This is a genomic window from Pseudoduganella umbonata (assembly GCF_014192225.1).
Taxonomy (GTDB): domain Bacteria; phylum Pseudomonadota; class Gammaproteobacteria; order Burkholderiales; family Burkholderiaceae_D; genus Rugamonas; species Rugamonas umbonata.
The window spans coordinates 83746-100127 of the sequence record NZ_JACHXS010000002.1 but is presented as its reverse complement, the minus strand read 5'-3'; the positions used below and the strand labels follow the sequence as shown (position 1 = coordinate 100127).

Genomic DNA, 16382 nt, shown 5'->3' with positions numbered 1-16382 from the left:
ACCGGTGACAGACACCCATTTTCGGGAAATATTCCGAAAAAACGGGTGTCTGTCACCGGTTTTGTTTTGGCGAAATATTCCAAAAAAACTGGTGTCTGTCACCGGTTTTTTTATACAGCTGTTCTACGTCTCCGCCCACATCCGCAGCAGGTTGTGATAGTGCCCGGTCAGCCCGACGGTGGCCTGGCTGTCGCCGTGGGCCGCGCGCACGGACTGGATGTTCTGGTCCAGTTCGAACAGCATCGTGCGCCGCCAGTCGTCGCGGACCATGCTTTGCGTCCACAGGAACGAGGCCAGGCGTTCGCCGCGCGTGACCGGCTCCACCCGGTGCACCGTCGTCGACGGGTACAGGATCGCGTCGCCGGCCGGCAGCTTGACTTCGTGCGTGCCATACGCGTCGGTGACGATCAGTTCGCCGCCGTCATACTCTTCCGGGTCGGACAGGAACACGGTGGTCGACACGTCCGCCCGCAGCGGCGCGGCGCCGGGAGACGCCACGCGGATGGCGCCATCGATATGGTCGCCATAGGTTTCGCCGCCGGCATAGCCGTTGAAGTACGGCGGCAGGATCCGCAGCGGCAGTGCCGCGGCGAAGAACAGCGGGTTGGCCGTCAGGGCGCGGGCGACGATGCCGCCCAGCTCGACGGCCAGCGGGGAACCTTCCGCCAGCTGGCGGTTGCGCTTGACTGCCGCCCCCTGCGAGCCGACGCTGGCGCGCCCGTCGATCCAGTCCGCCTGTGCAAGGCGCTCACGGAATTGCCGGACTTGCTCGGGCGCCAGCACGCCGGGGATATGCAGTATCACGCCGGGGTTTCCTTAGTACTTGAAGCTGGCGGTCAGCGATGCGCTGCGGCCGGCCGCCACGCCGGCGTAGTGCGGCGAGGAGACCTTGTCGTAGTACAGCTTGTCCGACAGGTTCTGCACGTTCAGCTGCAGGCTGATGTTCGGGTTGACGATGTAGTTCGCCATCGCATCGAAGCGGGTATAGCCCGGCGCCCACTTGTTGTTGTTGACGTTGGCGTACACCTTCGACATCGAGTTCAGGCCGCCGCCAACCGTCAGGTTCGGCAGCACCTTGTACGTGGTCCACAGCGACGCGCTGTGCTTCGGCGTGGTCGGGAACACGTTGCCGTTGAACGGCGACGGAGCCCACACTGCCGGCGCACCGTTCGGCGCCGTGTTCACGAAACCGTTGTCGTCGACCTTGCCGTCCAGCCACGTGTAGCCGCCGAAGACCTGCCAGGCGTTGGTGATGCTGCCCGAAGCGCCGAATTCGACACCGCGCACGCTCTTCTTGCCCACGTTCTGCGTGGTGCCGTCCGGCGCCGTCACGCGGGCATTGTTCATGTCGCTCTTGAAGATCGCGGCGGACACCGACAGGCGGCGCGACAGCACTTCCCACTTGGTCCCCAGCTCGAAGTTGCGGCTTTCCTGTGGCTTCAGGTACTGGATGGCGGCCGTCAGGCCGTCCAGGCCATCGCCGGCATCATTGCCCGGCGGCGTGGACGACGTACCGTACGACAGGTACACGCTGCTGTTCGCGGCCGGCTTGTACACCAGGCCGGCCTGGTAGTTGGTAAACGTGGCGTTCACCTCGGCATGCGTGGCGGCGGTGGTGTTGCCGTTCAGCGTGTATTGCGGCGTATCCAGCACGGAGCGGTAGTCGTCCCAGCGCACGCCCAGGTTCACCAGCCACTGCGGCGTTAACTCGATCGTGTCGATCGCGTAGGCGGCGCGGGTGTTGGTGCGCACGGCCGTTTTCGCCGGCGACAGCGCGCGGTTGTAGGCCCATGGATCATCCGGGTTGGCGCCCACCAGCGGAGCGCAGTTATAGCCCGTTGCCGCGCCGGACGTGGCGCAGACGGTGTTGTTCGTCAGCAGGTTGTTGGTGCCCGGCGTGAAGAGGTAGGTGCCGCGGTCGGTCTGCTCGCGCGAGAACTCGATGCCGGTGCTGAAGTTGTGCTTCAGCGTGCCGGTGCGCGCCTCGCCGGACAGTGCGGTGCTGTTGGCCAGCGTTTCCGTTTCCGTCACGCGGGTGTTGGCGCGGCGCCACACGGTACCGTACAGCACGACGTTGCCCTTCGAATCGTCGGGCTGCGTCCACACGTAATCCTGGCTCGTCTTGCCATAGCGCGTCACGTTGCGCAGCGTCAGGCCGTTGCCGAAGTCGTGCTTCACGTCGACGGTGGCGATATCGGTTTCCGTGTCGCGGAAATCGCGGTTGGTCAGGCCCCAGAAGCTGTCGCGCGGCACCGAGATCGGCGTGCCGTTGCCGTTCTTCGCCACGTTAGGGCCAGTGCTGAACGGGTTGTTGAACGGGATGCCCGTGTCGGGCAGTTCGCTCGATTCCATGTGGTAGTACGACAGGTTGACCTGGGTCGGGCCCGACAGGCCGAAGCCGATCGTCGGCGCGATGCCCCAGCGGTCGCCGCCCACCGGGCCGCGGCCAGCGACATCGTTCTCATGGCCCATCACGGCGATGCGGAAGGCGGAGTCGGTGCCGATCTGGCGGTTGACGTCGGCCGTCACGCGCTTGTAGTTGTCGGTGCCGAAGCCCACGCTGCCGTTGTAGAAGTTGTCCAGCTTGGCGGTCTTGCTGACGATGTTGACACCGCCGCCCGCCGACGAACGGCCACCGTAGGCGGAGTTCGGCCCCTTGACGACTTCGACCTGCTCGATCGCGAACACTTCGCGCGATTGCGAGCCGCTGTCGCGGATGCCGTCGATATAGGTGTCGGTCTGGGCGTTGTAGCCGCGGATGAACAGGTTGTCGCCCACCGGGTTACCGCCTTCGGCAGCGCCCATCGTGATGCCGGGTACCGTGCGCAGCGCATCGGCCAGCGACGTGGCGCCGGTCTGTGCGATCACTTCGCTCGGGACGACGGTGACCGATTTGGGCGTGTCGAGCAGCGGCGCCGTGAACTTGTCGGAAGCGGAGCGCTGGGGAATCTGGAATTCGTTGTTGGCGGCGCGGCCGGTGACCGTCACCTCCGGCATCTTGTTGTCGCCTTGCTGGGCAACCGGTTCGGCATTGGTTTCAGCGTGCAGTGCAAGCGGCATCGCCAGGGTGGCGATAGCGGCGAGCGTGGCTGGCGAGTGCTTGCGGCTCTTGATGAACGACATGTCTTCCTTATTGTAGCGTTGGCATAAAACGTGAATGATAATGGTTTTCATTTGCTTTCGCAATGCCATTACACCATTTTGACCACGAACGCAAGGGGTTTGCCTTGGGTTTATCACCTATCTGTGGCAAAATGCCACGATCGACAAACATCAAGAAAAGGCTTTCCCATGAAGGGCGATAAAGACGTCATCCGTTTGCTGAACGCACAGCTGACGAACGAGCTCACCGCGATCAATCAGTATTTCCTGCACGCGCGGATGTACAAGCATTGGGGGCTGGCACGGCTGGCAAAGAAGGAATACGAGGAATCGATCGGCGAGATGAAGCATGCCGACAAGCTGATCGACCGCATCCTGATGCTCGATGGCTTGCCGAACCTGCAGGCGCTGCACAAGCTGCTGATCGGCGAGAACACCCAGGAGATGCTGGAAGCGGACCTGAAGCTGGAACGCGGCGCCCACGTGACGGTGGTGGAAGGCATCGCCCAGGCGGAAAAGGTGGGCGACTATGTGTCGCGCGACCTGCTGCTGGAAATCCTGGAAGATACCGAAGAGCACATCGACTTCCTGGAAACGCAACTGGACCTGATCGGCAAGGTCGGCATCCAGAACTACCTGCAGACGCAGATGGCGCCTGCGGACGAGGCGCACTGACAAGGCACTCCGGCCCGGGCGGTGTCCGGGTCAGCCCTCAAGCGATCACTGCTTCACGCGACCACTGGTTCACGCGACCACTGGTCCAGCCAGCGGGCGTAGCACGACAGATCCTGCGGCACCGCGCCCGCATAGCCGCAGGAAGCCGCCGCGAACGCATTCGCGCGCGCCAGCGTCCGTTCCATCGTCCAGCCGCGCAGCCGGCCCAGCAGGAACACGGCGTTGAACGCATCCCCCGCTCCCACCGAATCGACGAAGCATTCGCTGCTGCCCGTGCCATGGTCGGCCAGGTGCGCGCCATCGGCCGACAGATACAGCGCGCCGCGCGCGCCCATGGTGACCACCAGCGCGGACAGCGAGAAATTGTGCATCATCGCGCGGCACTCGGTATCGACCGAGATGCATTCCATGTTGACCGTGTCCGGGCACGTGTGGCAGTACCACTTGAACAGCTGCTGCAATTCCTCTTCGTTGACCTTGACGATATCGGCCTGTTGCAGGGAGTCGAACACGATGGCTTCGTCCACGTGCCCGGCGCGCAGGTTCAGGTCGAGGAAGCGCACCGCTTCGGTCTGTTCCAGCAAGCCATGCAGCGCGGCGCGCGACACCGGGTCCCGTTGCGCCAGCGTGCCGAAACAGAAGATGCCGGGTTGGGCGGCCTGCACGGCGGCCAGCGCGGCAACACCGTCGATGCGGTCGTAGGCCTGGTCCGGCACGATCGTGAAGCGGTGGCTGCCGTCGGAGCCCACTTCCACGTGCACGCTGCCGGTCGGCTCGCCGGCCCCCGTTTGCAGGCCCGCGTCGGCAAGCCGGAAACGCGTGAATTCGTTGCGGATCAGGGCGCCGTTGTCGTCGTCGCCGATGCGGGTCACCATCGTGACGGGAAGGCCGAAGCCGGCCAGGTGCCGTGCCAGGTTGAACGGCGCGCCGCCGACCACCCGCTGGCTGCTGAAATCGTCCACCAGTGCTTCGCCGAAAACCGCTACAGATTGTTCCATGGCCGCCCCGCTCTATCGTGACGCCACAGTGTAGCGCAATGGTTTCAGGGGCGCCCGCACGGCCGGCGCGTGTTCAGGCCCGCCGGACCGGACCGGGGCGATCCAGCCTGAATGGTGACGGTCAAATCGTCACGCCTGCGTTGTTACGCCTGCGTTGTGACGCATGAATTGTTACGCCTGGATTGTCACGCCTTGACTGTCACGCTTGAATTATCACGCTTGAGGCACCGTATCCCGGAACGACGGCCGCTCGTGCAGCTTGTCGTGCAGGCGCGCCAGGTTCGGATGCGGCGTGCGCCAGTCGATCTCGGGGAAACGCAGGTCGAACCAGCCGAGCGCACATCCCACGGCCACGTCCGCCAGCGAATAATGGTTGCCGGCGCACCACGGCGAATCGGCCAGGCGGTCGGACATCGAGGCCAGGCCGCGTGCGACTTTCGTCAGGTGCCGGTCGATGTACGCGCTGCTCTGCAGCTCGGGCGGGCGCTGCGTGCGCTCCAGCCGCACGGCGACGCCGGCATCGAGCACGCCGTCGGCCAGGGCTTCCCAGTTCTTGATTTCCATGCGCTCGCGGCCATTCGGCGGCAACAGCTTGCAGACGGGCGTCAGCGTATCGAGGTATTCGGCGATCACGCGCGAGTCGTACATCACATAGCCGTCTTCCATCACCAGGCAGGGTACTTTGCCGAGGGGGTTGACGAGGTGGATGCCGGTATCCCCGCTCCACACGTTCTCGAGCCGCATCTGGTAATCGAGCTTTTTTTCCGCGAGCACGACGCGCACCTTGCGCACGTAGGGACTGGAGAGGGAACCGATCAGTTTCATGGGAAAGTACCGGGTGGGAGCGTGGCCCAGTATAGCATCGGCCCCATTGCCTCAGGGGCCGGGAGCGTGGTCAAAAAAAGTGCACGGCGATGGTAAAATCGCTGTTTTTCCTGCCTCCCCCTTCACCATGACCACTCCATACTCCACGTTGTCGGCCCTTTCCCCGCTGGACGGCCGCTATGCGTCCAAGACCGACAAGCTGCGCCCCATCCTGTCCGAAGCCGGCTTCATGCACCACCGCGTGAAGGTCGAGATCGCGTGGCTGCAGGCGCTGTCGCAGGCTGGATTTGCCGAGATCAAGCCTTTCCCGGCCAGCGCCACGGCGCTGCTCGACAAGCTGGCCGCCGACTTCTCGGAAGCGGATGCCGCGCGCATCAAGGAAATCGAGGCCGTCACGAACCACGACGTGAAGGCGGTCGAGTACTGGCTGAAGGAGCAGGTGAAGGACGTGCCGGAGCTGGTGGCCGCTTCGGAATTCATCCACTTCGCCTGCACGTCCGAAGACATCAACAACACGTCGCACGGCATGATGCTGAAAGCGGCGCGCGACGGCGTGATGGTGCCGGCCCTGAACGGCCTGGTCGCCAGGCTGAAGGACATCGCCCACGCCAATGCCGACCTGCCGATGCTGTCGCGCACGCATGGCCAGACGGCCAGCCCGACCACGCTGGGCAAGGAATTCGCGAACGTGATCGCGCGCCTGCAGCGAGCCGTGGAACGCATTGCCGGCGTGGAAATCCTCGGCAAGATGAACGGCGCGGTCGGCAACTACAATGCGCACCTGTCGGCCTACCCGTCGTTCGACTGGCCGGCATTCTCGAAGAACGTGATCGAACAGCGCCTGGGCCTGACGTTCAATCCGTACACGATCCAGATCGAACCGCACGACTACATGGCCGAGCTGTTCGACGCCTTCGCCCGCGCCAACACGATCCTGCTGGACCTGAACCGCGATATCTGGACCTACGTGTCGCTGGGCTACTTCAAGCAAAAGCTGAAGGCCGGCGAGATCGGCTCGTCGACGATGCCGCACAAGGTCAATCCGATCGACTTCGAGAACTCGGAAGGCAACCTGGGCCTGGCCAATGCCGTGCTGAAGCACCTGTCCGAAAAACTGCCGGTGTCGCGCATGCAGCGCGACCTTACCGACTCCACCGTGCTGCGCAACATCGGCGTGGGCCTGGGCTACACACTGCTGGCCTATGACAGCTGCCTGCGCGGCCTGAACAAGCTGGAAGTGAACCCGGCGCGCCTGGCGGCCGACCTGGACGCCAGCTGGGAAGTGCTGGCCGAGCCGGTGCAGACCGTGATGCGCCGCTACGGTATCGAGAATCCGTATGAACAGCTGAAGGAACTCACGCGCGGCAAGGGCATCACCAGGGAAGCGCTGCAGGAATTCATCGGCAAGCTGGCCATTCCGCAGGAAGCGAAAGACCTGCTGCTGGCGATGACGCCGGCAAACTACACGGGCATCGCGGCCCAGCTGGCCAAGGCGATCTAAGCCGGGACCGGCAGTCAGGATTCTTTGCTCTTAAGTATCCTCTCACCATAGCCCCCTATGACGGCAGCTCCTTATCCTGTAGGGTAAGGGCTGCCGTTTTTACATCCTGCCAGCAAGATTTACGTTTCTTTGCTACAGTGGCGAGGCATTAGTCCTAATGCGTACTAAAACAGGGGTGCTTCAGATGGAACGCTACACAAGAACCGCGATGGCGCTGCACTGGCTGATCGCGCTGCTGATCATTGCCGCCTTTACGATGGGCCTGGTGATGGTCGACATTCCCGGCTTCACGCCCACCAAGCTGAAATACTATTCCTGGCACAAGTGGCTGGGCGTGAGCGTGCTGGCCCTGGCCGCGCTGCGCCTGCTGTGGCGCCACCGGAACCGGCCGCCGGTCCACGCCGCCGGCATCGCACCGTGGCAGGCGAAAGCCGCGGACGCGACGCATGTGCTGCTGTACATCCTGATGTTCGCCGTGCCGCTGTCCGGCTACCTGTACACCACGGCGGCCGGCGTGCCGGTCGTCTACCTGGGCATGTGGCAGATTCCCGCCGCGTTCGAGGCCGATCCTGCCCTGAAGGACGCCCTGAAGCCGGTGCACTACTGGCTCAACATGGCGCTCGCCGCGCTCGTCGTGATGCACGTGGCCGCCGCGCTGAAACACCATTTCGTGGATCGGGACGATGTCCTGAAACGCATGCTTCCCTAACCTTTCGGAGCCTCATTCATGAAGACGTATTTGAAACCGATCCTGCTCGCCTCCCTCGTCGGCCTGTCGCTGGCGGCCGGCGCCGCCGTGCTGAAGACCGATCCCGCCAAGACTTCCGTGTCCGCCACGTTCAAGCAGATGAATGTGCCGGTCGAATCGAAGTTCAAGAAGCACAGCGTGGTCATCGACTACGACGCCGCGAAACCGGACGCGTCGAAAGCCACCGTGGAAGTCGAGACGGCCAGCCTGGACATGGGCGACCCCGAGTACAACAGGGAAGTGGCCAAGAAGGAGTGGTTCAATTCCGCCCAGTTCCCGAAAGCGACCTTCGTCTCGACGTCGATCAAGAGCGCCGGCGCCGGCAAGCTGAACGTGACCGGCAAGCTGACGATCAAGGGCAAGGCGGCCGACGTCACCTTCCCCGTCACCGTGAAGACCGAGGGCGGCAAGCAGGTGTTCGACGGCGCCGTGCCGATCAAGCGCCTCGCCTACAACATCGGCGAAGGCGAGTGGAAGGACACGAGCATGGTGGCCGATGAAGTGACGATCAAGTTCCACGTCGTTTCACAGTAATTTCATGGTAATCCCGCAATCATCCCGCAATCATCTTGCAATAAGCCCGTACCGATCCTGCAGCACCCATCCACCGAAGGAGACCGCATGAAATCCACGCTGATCGTAGCCTTGCTCGCCATGGCTGGCCTTGCCAACGCCACCACCTACAACATCGACCCGAGCCATACCTACCCGAGTTTCGAGGCCGACCACAAGGGACTGTCGCTGTGGCGCGGCAAGTTCAACAACACGAAGGGCACGATCACGATGGACCGCGCCGCCAAGACCGGCAGCCTGGACATCACGATCGATACGACGTCGATCGACTTCGGCCACGACAAGATGAATACGCATGCGAAAGCGCCGGACATTTTCAACGTCGAAAAATTCCCGACCGCCACCTACAAGGGCAAGTCGTTCAAGTTCAACGGCGACCAGCTGGTGGGCGTGGACGGCGAGCTGACGCTGAACGGCGTGACCAAGCCGGTCGAGCTGAAAGTGGACCGCTTCAAGTGCGTGCAGGATGCGCGGCTGAAGCGCGAAGTGTGCGGCGCCAACGCCACGGCCGAATTCAAGCGCACCGACTTCGGCATCAACTTCGGCATCCCCAACTTCGCACCGGAAGTGAAGCTGGCGATCCAGGTCGAGGCCATCGCCGCCGAATAAGCGCGCCCCCGTCCCCATGCCAGCCCCGCCGCGTGCGGGGCTTTTTGTTGCCCCAAAACCGGGGACAGGCTCCGGTTTAAGAGAAATGTTTCAAAAAAACTGGTGTCTGTCACCGGTTTTCGTCACCGGTTTTCGCCAGTTGCTGGTCGCGTCATCTTTTGTTGACGCCATCGAAATCGTCAACTAAGATTGACGCATGATCGATCCCGAAACCCTCCCCCGTCCCGACGATCCCGCCGAAGCGCTGGCGGCTGTCGTCGCACTGCGCCTGGCCGCGGACAAGCTCGAACGCAAGGCCGTGGCGGCCGCCATCGCTCAGGGCTGGTCGTGGAGCCAGGTGGCCGATGCACTGGGCGTGTCGAAGCAGGCCGCGCACAAGCGCCTGGCACCGTTGATTCAATCCTAGAAAGGAACGTCATGCTGCAGCGTCTGAAACAGCGCATCGCCGACATGCGCACCATCAAGGTCCTCTGCGAGGGTGCCGAACGGCACGCCAATGCGATGGGCGAACCGGAACCGGGCCCCGAGCACTTCCTGCTTGCGGCGCTCGACCTGCCGGACGGCCTGGCGCGGCGCGCACTGCTCCGTGCCGGAGCAGATCCATCCCGGCTGGGGGCCGGCATCACGGCCGCCCACGGCGCCGCGCTGGCGGCAACCGGCGCCGATCCCGGCCTGCTGGCGGACGATGCTGCGGTGCCGCCGGGAACCGGCCCCTATCGCGCAAAAGGTTCGATGCAGGCGGTGATGCGGTCGCTGGCCGACTGGCCGCGCGCGCCCGGCGAACCGCTGACGGGCGCACACGTGGCGGCCGTGGTCGCAGCCAGTCCGCGCGGCACCGCGGCGCGGGCGCTGAAGGCGATCGGCACCGATGCGGCAGCGCTGGCCGCCGCTGCCCGGGCGGAAATCGAGTCGGCGGCACGGCACGCGGCGTAGCGGAGCGTCGTTTTCGCGCCGTACTGTTGTTCCGGGCCGCCATCCCTGCGACCGAATCTTGCTTCCCAACCGCTATCGACGTACATTTGGTTATAAAAAATGCATATAAATTTCATAACCAAAACTTCGAGGCAGTCATGGGGATGTTGCGTCATCAAAATAACTTCAATCTGCTGCGCCTGCTGCTCGCACTGCTCGTGCTGCTGTCGCACGCGCCCGAGCTGCAGGACGGCGACCGCCACCGCGAACTGCTGACGCAGCTTTTCCACACGCTGTCGTTCGGCGAGCTCGCGGTGGATGGCTTTTTCCTGCTCAGCGGCTACCTGATCGTGCAAAGCTGGGATCTCGATCCGGTGCCTGCCCAGTTCCTGCGCAAGCGCGTGCTGCGCATCTATCCCGGCTTCATCGTTGCCAGCCTGGTTTGCGTGTACATCGTGGCCCCGTTGGGCGCGGATGCCGGGCGCTATTTCAGGGAATTGTCCACCAGCACAGTCGCGCTGTGCCTCGCCGTACTGCACGGACCAATTACCCCGCCGGTATTCGAGGGCCTGCCCGAACCGCAGGTAAATGGCTCGATGTGGACGATCATGCGCGAATTCGCCTGCTATCTCGCCGTGATGCTGCTGGGCGTATCCGGCGGCATCCGGCACCGGGGCGTGTGGCTGGCGCTGACGGTGACGGGTTTCGCGGCTTACCTGTACGCCTCGTTCGGCTTGCCCCTGCCATTCGCGCCATTGGCCCTGCTGCTGAATGACCCGATCGTGCGGCTGGGTTCGCTGTTCTTCGCCGGCGGCTGTTTCTACCTGTACCGCGACTGCTACCGGTTTACCCGCCGCGGCGCGCTGCTGTCGGCGGTGGCGCTGCTGGTATTGATGTTCTCGCGCCGCTACGCGGAACTGGGGCTGGCCACGTTCGGCGGCTATCTGCTGTTCTACTTTGCCTTCCGCCCGATGTGGCTGACGGAAACGTTCAACAAGCTGCCGGACATTTCATACGGCGTCTACCTGTACGGCTGGCCGGTACAGACACTGCTCGTGGCTTACCTGCCGCCCGTCTCCCCTTGGCTGAAGCTGGCGCTTGCCTGCCTGATCGTGCTGCCGGTCAGCGTGCTGAGCTGCTATTTCGTCGAGCAGCCCTTGCTCAAACTGAAGCATGCGCGACGCAGGATGGCGGCTGCCGGCGCGGGCAGTTAAAAAAAGGCCGGGAAATCCCGGCCTTTTTCATGCTTCCCTCGAACGGCTATGGCTTACTTGCCGTCTTTATCCCAGTCGCCCGGCAGCTTGCGCTCGACGCGGTCCCAGGCGGAGCGGGTGGCGCTCCTCGCTTCGTTCCACGACAGGCGGGAATTGCCTTTCGTGCGCTCCCAGTCGTTCTGCAGGCTTGCCTCGTTGGTGTTCCAGTCGCCACGGTAGTTGGCACGGCCGTTGTAGCCCAGCGAGTAGGCCGGATCGTAGTCGTTGTACTGGTAAGCCGGGTTGTAGTACGACTCGTTGCGGTGCTGCTGTTCCCAGTAGGTCTTTTCCTCGGCCGGGTTGACCAGGCCACCGACACCCTTGCCGGTCATGCCGCCCGCCAGCGCACCGATGGCGCCGCCGGCAGCCATGCCGACCGGGCCCGCGGCAGCGCCCAGTGCCATGCCCGCCATCGCACCGCCGCCGGCACCCACGCCGGTTGCCAGGTGATGGTCGCTGAGGTCGTCACCCGATTTCGGATTCACCACTTCGGCCGCGCCCTTGCCTGCCAGGCCGCCAGCGATACCGCCAACGACGGCACCTGCCGCCATGCCGATCGGGCCGCCCGGCGTGCCGGCCGCCAGGCCTGCCGCCGCGCCGCCCGCAGCGCCAAGACCGGTGCCGATCACGTGCTGGCCGGCACTATCTTTCCAGCTCGATTCGATATGCGCGGCATCTTCATCCGAGCGAGCATTCACGCCCATCACGATGCCGCCGCTTTTCAGGCCTTCTTCGTAGTGCTGTACCCGTTCTTCCGGAATACCGGCACCGATCAGCGCGCCCAGCAGGCCGCCGGTGAGACCGCCGGCACCGGCGCCTGCCAGCGCTGCCGCCAGCGGACCGGCAACCACCACGCCCAGGCCCGGCAATACCAGCGTGGTACCGACGGCAGCCACGGCAGCCAATGCGGCACCGATCGCGCCGCCCACGCCGGCACCGATGCCCGCGCCTTCGGCAGCCTTGCTGCCCAGTTCAGTTTCGACCTGCTCGTTGCCGGTGAAATAGCGCTTGCGGGTTTCATCGGACATCAGCACGTTGATGTCGTCCTTGCTGTAGCCACGCGCCGTTGCATGGTGATAGGCACGCTCGGCGCTTTCGCGGTCGTTGAACAGGCCGGTGACGAGACGGGAATTCTGGTTGGTCTGGCTCATGAGGGTCTCCTTGTATGTGAGTCAATTGACAACGTCACGATAGGCTTGTCGACAGTAGCTCTCTGTACGTTTCCGCACAAAGGACGGACTTTAGGACCGACCGCGCGGGAACGTACGCTGGCGCACGGACCGCGTGGATGCGACGCCCTTACACTTTTGATCACGGCGGGGCTAAACGGCCCGGTCTCTTCTTAACGATATATAGGGGAACGAGCATGAACTTCATCATCTGGATCGTTATCGGGGGCATCATCGGCTGGCTCGCCAGCCTTGTCATGAAAACGGACGCCCAGCAAGGGCTGTTCCTGAACGTCGTGGTCGGTATCGTCGGCGCATTGCTCGGCGGCTGGCTGCTGTCGCCCCTGTTTGGCACGGGCACCATCAATGCCGACGACTTCAGTCCACTCTCGCTGCTGGTGTCGTTCCTGGGCGCCGTCATCCTGCTGGCCATCGTCAACCTGGTCTTCCGCGGCAGGGCACGCTAACCGGCTTGCATATGCGGTAGCAATGAAGTGGCAACAAGCCGGCCTGCGGGCCGGCTTTTTTATTGTCTGCGAACCAAATTTCATGCGGTTTCGCCATATAAATTCCTGATTGACGAATCGCAATGCGATGCGGATACTTGCACGCGCCACGTAACCCGCGGCAAAAATCCGGGACGCCTACAACTACTCCTCTACCATCGCATGAAAAAATCACTTCTCGCGCTCGCCATCATGAGCACCACGTCCGCCTATGCCGACGAAGGCATGTGGATGCCGCAGCAGTTGCCGCAGATCGCCAAGCAACTGAAAGCCGCCGGCCTGAAACTCGATCCGAACAGCCTGACCCGCCTGACCGAATTCCCGGCCGGCGCCATCGTCAGCCTGGGTGGCTGCTCGGCGTCGTTCGTATCGCCGCAAGGCCTGGTGGTCACCAACCACCACTGTGTATATAACAGCGTGGCGCAGGCATCCACGCCGGAGCGCGACCTGCTGGCCAACGGTTTCGTGGCCCGCTCGCTCGGCGAGGAATTGCCGGCCGCGCCGGGCACGCGCGTGTTCGTCACGAAGGAAGTGCTGAACGTGACCGACAAGATCATCACGCCGGAAGTCGCCAAGCTGTCCGGCAAGGCCCGCAGCGATGCGATCGAGAAGAACCAGAAAACGCTGGTGGCGGCATGCGAGGCCGATCCTGGACACCGCTGCACCGTGCCGGCGTTCTACGGCAGCCTGGAGTTCTACCAGATCAAGCAGCTGGAAATCCGCGACGTGCGCCTGGTGCACGTGCCGCCGGCCGGCGTGGGCAAGTTCGGTGGCGACACCGACAACTGGATGTGGCCGCGGCACACGGGCGACTACGGTTTCTACCGTGCCTACGTGAGCAAGGATGGCAAGGCCGCCGACTTCAGCAAGGACAACGTGCCCTACGTGCCCAACCACGTGCTGAAGCTGGCCAAGGAAGGCGTGAAGGAAGGCGACTTCGTGATGGCGATGGGCTACCCGGGCCGTACCAACCGTCACCGCCTGCCGTCCGAAGTGCAGTTCACCTTCGACTGGTTCTACCCGGCATTCGTCAAGGCCTCGGCCGACAACCTGGCGATCATCGACCGCGAGACCAAGGGCAACAAGGATGTCACGCTGAAATACGCGGGCCAGGTCGCCAGTATCAACAACTACTACAAGAACCGCCAGGGCATGATCGACTCGTATGCCACCAGCGACTTCTTGCAGCGCAAGACGGCCGAGCATGAGCAGCTGAAAAAGTGGATCAATGCCGACACGAAGCGCAAGGCGGAATTCGCTGACGATATCGACAAGGTCGAGCACCTGATCGCCGAGCGCGATGCCGGCGTCAAGCGCAACTTCAACTACAACTACGCGGAACCGCGCCTGCTGATGGGTGCCCGCACCCTGTACCGCCTGGCCAACGAAAACCAGAAGCCCGATGCCGACCGCAAGTCCGGCTACCAGGTACGCGACCTGTCGCGCCTGAAGGCCAATATGGCGGCGATGGAACGTACCTTCGATCCCAAGGTGGACAAGGCCCTGGCCATGCACCACATGAAGGGTTACCTGGCACAACCGGCGGCCGAACAGAAGCAGGCGTTCAACACGGCGCTGGGCCTGCGCGCCGGCATGAGCGATGCGGAGCTGTCCGCGGCGCTCGACAAGCTGTACAGCGGCACCAAGCTGACCAATGCGGCCGACCGCAATGCCTGGCTGGACAAGAAGCCGGCCGACTTCCAGGGCAGCGACGATGCCTTCATCAAGGCCGCCGTCGCCCTGTATGACGCCGACCTGAAAGCCGAAGCGGAGGAGGAAGAGCTGGCCGGCAAGCTGCAGCAGGCTTACGGCAGCTACATGAAGGCCAAGATCGCCTACATGAAGTCGAAGGGACAGGCCGTCTACCCGGACGCGAACAGCACGCTGCGCGTTACCTACGGCAATGTCGCCGGCCGCGACCATGGCGCCGACGGCAGCACCTGGACGGCCTTCACCACCGTCAAGGGCGTGCTGGCCAAGCATACCGGCACGGGCGAGTTCGACGCACCGAAGGCGCAGCTGGACGCGATCAAGGCGAAGGACTTCGGCAAGTACGTCGATCCGAAGCTGAAGACGGTGCCGGTCAACTTCCTGGCCACGCTGGATATCACCGGCGGCAACTCGGGTTCGGCGGCACTGAACGCGAAGGGCGAGCTGGTCGGCCTGGCATTCGACGGCACCCTCGATTCGATCATCTCGGACTGGGACTTCAACAAGGCCAACACCCGCGACATCCAGGTCGACCTGCGCTATATGCTGTGGAACATGAAGCATGTGGACAAGGCCGATAACCTGCTGAAGGAAATGGGCGCCGAGTAAGCGTTCCCGCCCCGATTGAAAGCCACGTCCCGCGAGGGGCGTGGCTTTTTTCATGGCGCTGTCACCCGAACCTGTGGAAGTTTCGCCAGGTCATCAAGAAAGAGCGCCATTGCCGCGCAGCGCGGCGATCAGGCAGTCTGCCGGAGCCAGCCAACGGCACCCGTCGAGGCCATGGCGCCAGCCCAGGTAGTTCGGCAGGTATTTGCTCGCCACGCCATTGAAGCGCGTCAGCCAGCCATGAAAGCGGCTGTGATAGCCGTTCACATGTTGCAGGTGGAGCGCGCCGCGGGTGCGCACTCCTGCGCTCAGATTGACTGCTTCATGCAGGATGCCGGCGCGGCGCGCAAATGTTCGGTAAGCGGCAGCGCTGTCCGACACCAGCAGGACATCGGCAGCCAGTACTGGTGGCAGGTGGGACGCCAGCTGGCGCGCCGTGACCGGGCCTCGGCCGCAGACGAAATCCCGCGTTTTGCCGTCACGGTCGCGTGCCACGAGGATGCAGTCGAGTTCGTTGGAAATGCCGCGCCGCCTGGCCTTGCCGCCACGCCGACGCGCCGGCCGGTCCAGGTGCCGACTGCCCTTCTGCGATTCGAGCAGATAGGTCTCATCCGCCTCGACAATGCCTTGCAGCCGCGGTGGCCGGTCGTGCCGTGCTGATCCCATGAAACGATGGCGCCAGCGAAAGCTGGTGTTGCGGTGGATGCCGATGTTTTCGGCGGCGCCCCGGACCGTGCGGGAATCGAGCACCGCCTGCAGGAACGGCAGCCATTTGCCGCGCAACCGCAGGAAAGCGAACGGTGTACCGGTCAAGGCATTGAAAGTACGGCGGCACGTCAGGCAGCGGTAGCGTTGCAGGCCGCCAGTGCTGCCGTGCCCATGGATACGGGTCGCCGCGCAATGCGGACAACGATCGCAGGGCCGGCCGAACTTTTCGATCAGTTCAAGACAGGTCGCCAGTGAGGACGCCGACTCGAGCAGGGCACGCAGTGTTGTCAGTTGGGCGCCGGAGAACCCGTCGAGTTGCCCGCGCAATCGTTCCAGCAAGCTGTTGAACACGCCGCCATGCATCGCCGCCTCCATCGTCAATAGGATATGAGACAGCGATGGCAGCGAATGGTTCAGTTCACCCCACGTGCTCGGGTGTCAGCGCCTTTTTTCATTGGCGCCGTCTCTCTTCCGGCATAGCCGCGCG

Annotated in this window: 16 protein-coding genes; 10 read left to right on the top strand and 6 right to left on the bottom strand. The window is 63.6% G+C overall.

What is annotated here, in order from left to right:
• Window positions 1–123 precede the first annotated feature (123 nt).
• Window positions 124–804 carry a Fe2+-dependent dioxygenase gene (locus tag FHS02_RS05485; protein ID WP_137314990.1) on the bottom strand — a complete coding sequence of 227 codons (681 nt, stop codon included), beginning with the start codon at window positions 802–804 and terminating at the stop codon, window positions 124–126.
• 12 nt (window positions 805–816) lie between these two features.
• Window positions 817–3123 (bottom strand): TonB-dependent receptor, encoded by a 2307-nt coding sequence (locus FHS02_RS05480; protein ID WP_137314991.1) that lies wholly within the window; start codon window positions 3121–3123, stop codon window positions 817–819.
• A gap of 168 nt (window positions 3124–3291) precedes the next feature.
• On the opposite strand from FHS02_RS05480, the gene bfr reads away from it, so the two are divergent.
• Window positions 3292–3777 carry a bacterioferritin gene (bfr, locus tag FHS02_RS05475; protein ID WP_137314992.1) on the top strand — a complete coding sequence of 162 codons (486 nt, stop codon included), beginning with the start codon at window positions 3292–3294 and terminating at the stop codon, window positions 3775–3777.
• Window positions 3778–3830: 53 nt separating this feature from the next.
• Here the strand turns inward: bfr and FHS02_RS05470 are convergent, their stop codons facing one another.
• Window positions 3831–4775, bottom strand: coding sequence for a PfkB family carbohydrate kinase (locus tag FHS02_RS05470; RefSeq protein WP_137314993.1), 945 nt, complete (start codon window positions 4773–4775; stop codon window positions 3831–3833).
• A 213-nt stretch (window positions 4776–4988) separates the two neighbouring features.
• The gene (locus FHS02_RS05465) at window positions 4989–5600 is read right to left on the bottom strand and encodes a glutathione S-transferase family protein (RefSeq protein ID WP_137314994.1); all 612 of its coding nucleotides are present in this window, start codon (window positions 5598–5600) and stop codon (window positions 4989–4991) included.
• Between the two features lie 127 nt (window positions 5601–5727).
• Between FHS02_RS05465 and purB the strand changes: the two genes are divergently transcribed.
• The 7 genes from purB (at window position 5728) to FHS02_RS05430 (ending at window position 11157) form a co-directional block, all read left to right on the top strand.
• Window positions 5728–7101 (top strand): adenylosuccinate lyase, encoded by a 1374-nt coding sequence (gene purB, locus FHS02_RS05460; protein ID WP_137314995.1) that lies wholly within the window; start codon window positions 5728–5730, stop codon window positions 7099–7101.
• Between the two features lie 103 nt (window positions 7102–7204).
• The gene (locus FHS02_RS05455) at window positions 7205–7810 is read left to right on the top strand and encodes a cytochrome b (RefSeq protein ID WP_371870558.1); all 606 of its coding nucleotides are present in this window, start codon (window positions 7205–7207) and stop codon (window positions 7808–7810) included.
• Between the two features lie 18 nt (window positions 7811–7828).
• Entirely contained in the window at window positions 7829–8383 is a 555-nt protein-coding gene (locus FHS02_RS05450) for a YceI family protein (RefSeq protein WP_137314997.1), read from the top strand.
• Window positions 8384–8470: 87 nt separating this feature from the next.
• Window positions 8471–9031, top strand: a complete 561-nt coding sequence (locus FHS02_RS05445; protein ID WP_137314998.1) for a YceI family protein — start codon at window positions 8471–8473, stop codon at window positions 9029–9031.
• A gap of 196 nt (window positions 9032–9227) precedes the next feature.
• Window positions 9228–9437 carry a helix-turn-helix domain-containing protein gene (locus FHS02_RS05440; protein ID WP_137314999.1) on the top strand — a complete coding sequence of 70 codons (210 nt, stop codon included), beginning with the start codon at window positions 9228–9230 and terminating at the stop codon, window positions 9435–9437.
• Between the two features lie 11 nt (window positions 9438–9448).
• Window positions 9449–9964 (top strand): Clp protease N-terminal domain-containing protein, encoded by a 516-nt coding sequence (locus FHS02_RS05435; RefSeq protein ID WP_137315000.1) that lies wholly within the window; start codon window positions 9449–9451, stop codon window positions 9962–9964.
• A gap of 143 nt (window positions 9965–10107) precedes the next feature.
• Window positions 10108–11157: an acyltransferase family protein gene (locus FHS02_RS05430; protein ID WP_175424855.1), complete on the top strand. Its 1050-nt coding sequence runs from the start codon at window positions 10108–10110 to the stop codon at window positions 11155–11157.
• A gap of 53 nt (window positions 11158–11210) precedes the next feature.
• On the opposite strand, the gene FHS02_RS05425 is transcribed toward FHS02_RS05430, so the two are convergent.
• Entirely contained in the window at window positions 11211–12347 is a 1137-nt protein-coding gene (locus FHS02_RS05425) for a hypothetical protein (RefSeq protein WP_137315002.1), read from the bottom strand.
• Window positions 12348–12562: 215 nt separating this feature from the next.
• Here FHS02_RS05425 and FHS02_RS05420 point away from each other — a divergent pair, with 215 nt between their 5' ends.
• Both FHS02_RS05420 and FHS02_RS05415 read left to right on the top strand, forming a co-directional pair.
• Entirely contained in the window at window positions 12563–12832 is a 270-nt protein-coding gene (locus FHS02_RS05420) for a GlsB/YeaQ/YmgE family stress response membrane protein (protein ID WP_137315003.1), read from the top strand.
• A 201-nt stretch (window positions 12833–13033) separates the two neighbouring features.
• On the top strand, window positions 13034–15190 hold the full coding sequence (locus tag FHS02_RS05415; protein ID WP_137315004.1) for a S46 family peptidase: 2157 nt from the start codon (window positions 13034–13036) through the stop codon (window positions 15188–15190).
• Between the two features lie 93 nt (window positions 15191–15283).
• On the opposite strand, the gene FHS02_RS05410 is transcribed toward FHS02_RS05415, so the two are convergent.
• Window positions 15284–16258 carry an IS1595 family transposase gene (locus FHS02_RS05410; RefSeq protein WP_137315005.1) on the bottom strand — a complete coding sequence of 325 codons (975 nt, stop codon included), beginning with the start codon at window positions 16256–16258 and terminating at the stop codon, window positions 15284–15286.
• Between the last annotated feature and the right edge of the window lie 124 nt (window positions 16259–16382).

Coding starts and splice junctions, on each gene's coding strand:
- FHS02_RS05480 (WP_137314991.1), bottom strand. CDS start 3,123: ATGTCGTTCATCAAGAGCCGCAAGCACTCGCCAGCCACGCTCGCCGCT.
- bfr (WP_137314992.1), top strand. CDS start 3,292: ATGAAGGGCGATAAAGACGTCATCCGTTTGCTGAACGCACAGCTGACG.
- FHS02_RS05470 (WP_137314993.1), bottom strand. CDS start 4,775: ATGGAACAATCTGTAGCGGTTTTCGGCGAAGCACTGGTGGACGATTTC.
- FHS02_RS05465 (WP_137314994.1), bottom strand. CDS start 5,600: ATGAAACTGATCGGTTCCCTCTCCAGTCCCTACGTGCGCAAGGTGCGC.
- purB (WP_137314995.1), top strand. CDS start 5,728: ATGACCACTCCATACTCCACGTTGTCGGCCCTTTCCCCGCTGGACGGC.
- FHS02_RS05450 (WP_137314997.1), top strand. CDS start 7,829: ATGAAGACGTATTTGAAACCGATCCTGCTCGCCTCCCTCGTCGGCCTG.
- FHS02_RS05445 (WP_137314998.1), top strand. CDS start 8,471: ATGAAATCCACGCTGATCGTAGCCTTGCTCGCCATGGCTGGCCTTGCC.
- FHS02_RS05440 (WP_137314999.1), top strand. CDS start 9,228: ATGATCGATCCCGAAACCCTCCCCCGTCCCGACGATCCCGCCGAAGCG.
- FHS02_RS05435 (WP_137315000.1), top strand. CDS start 9,449: ATGCTGCAGCGTCTGAAACAGCGCATCGCCGACATGCGCACCATCAAG.
- FHS02_RS05430 (WP_175424855.1), top strand. CDS start 10,108: ATGTTGCGTCATCAAAATAACTTCAATCTGCTGCGCCTGCTGCTCGCA.
- FHS02_RS05425 (WP_137315002.1), bottom strand. CDS start 12,347: ATGAGCCAGACCAACCAGAATTCCCGTCTCGTCACCGGCCTGTTCAAC.
- FHS02_RS05420 (WP_137315003.1), top strand. CDS start 12,563: ATGAACTTCATCATCTGGATCGTTATCGGGGGCATCATCGGCTGGCTC.
- FHS02_RS05415 (WP_137315004.1), top strand. CDS start 13,034: ATGAAAAAATCACTTCTCGCGCTCGCCATCATGAGCACCACGTCCGCC.
- FHS02_RS05410 (WP_137315005.1), bottom strand. CDS start 16,258: ATGCATGGCGGCGTGTTCAACAGCTTGCTGGAACGATTGCGCGGGCAA.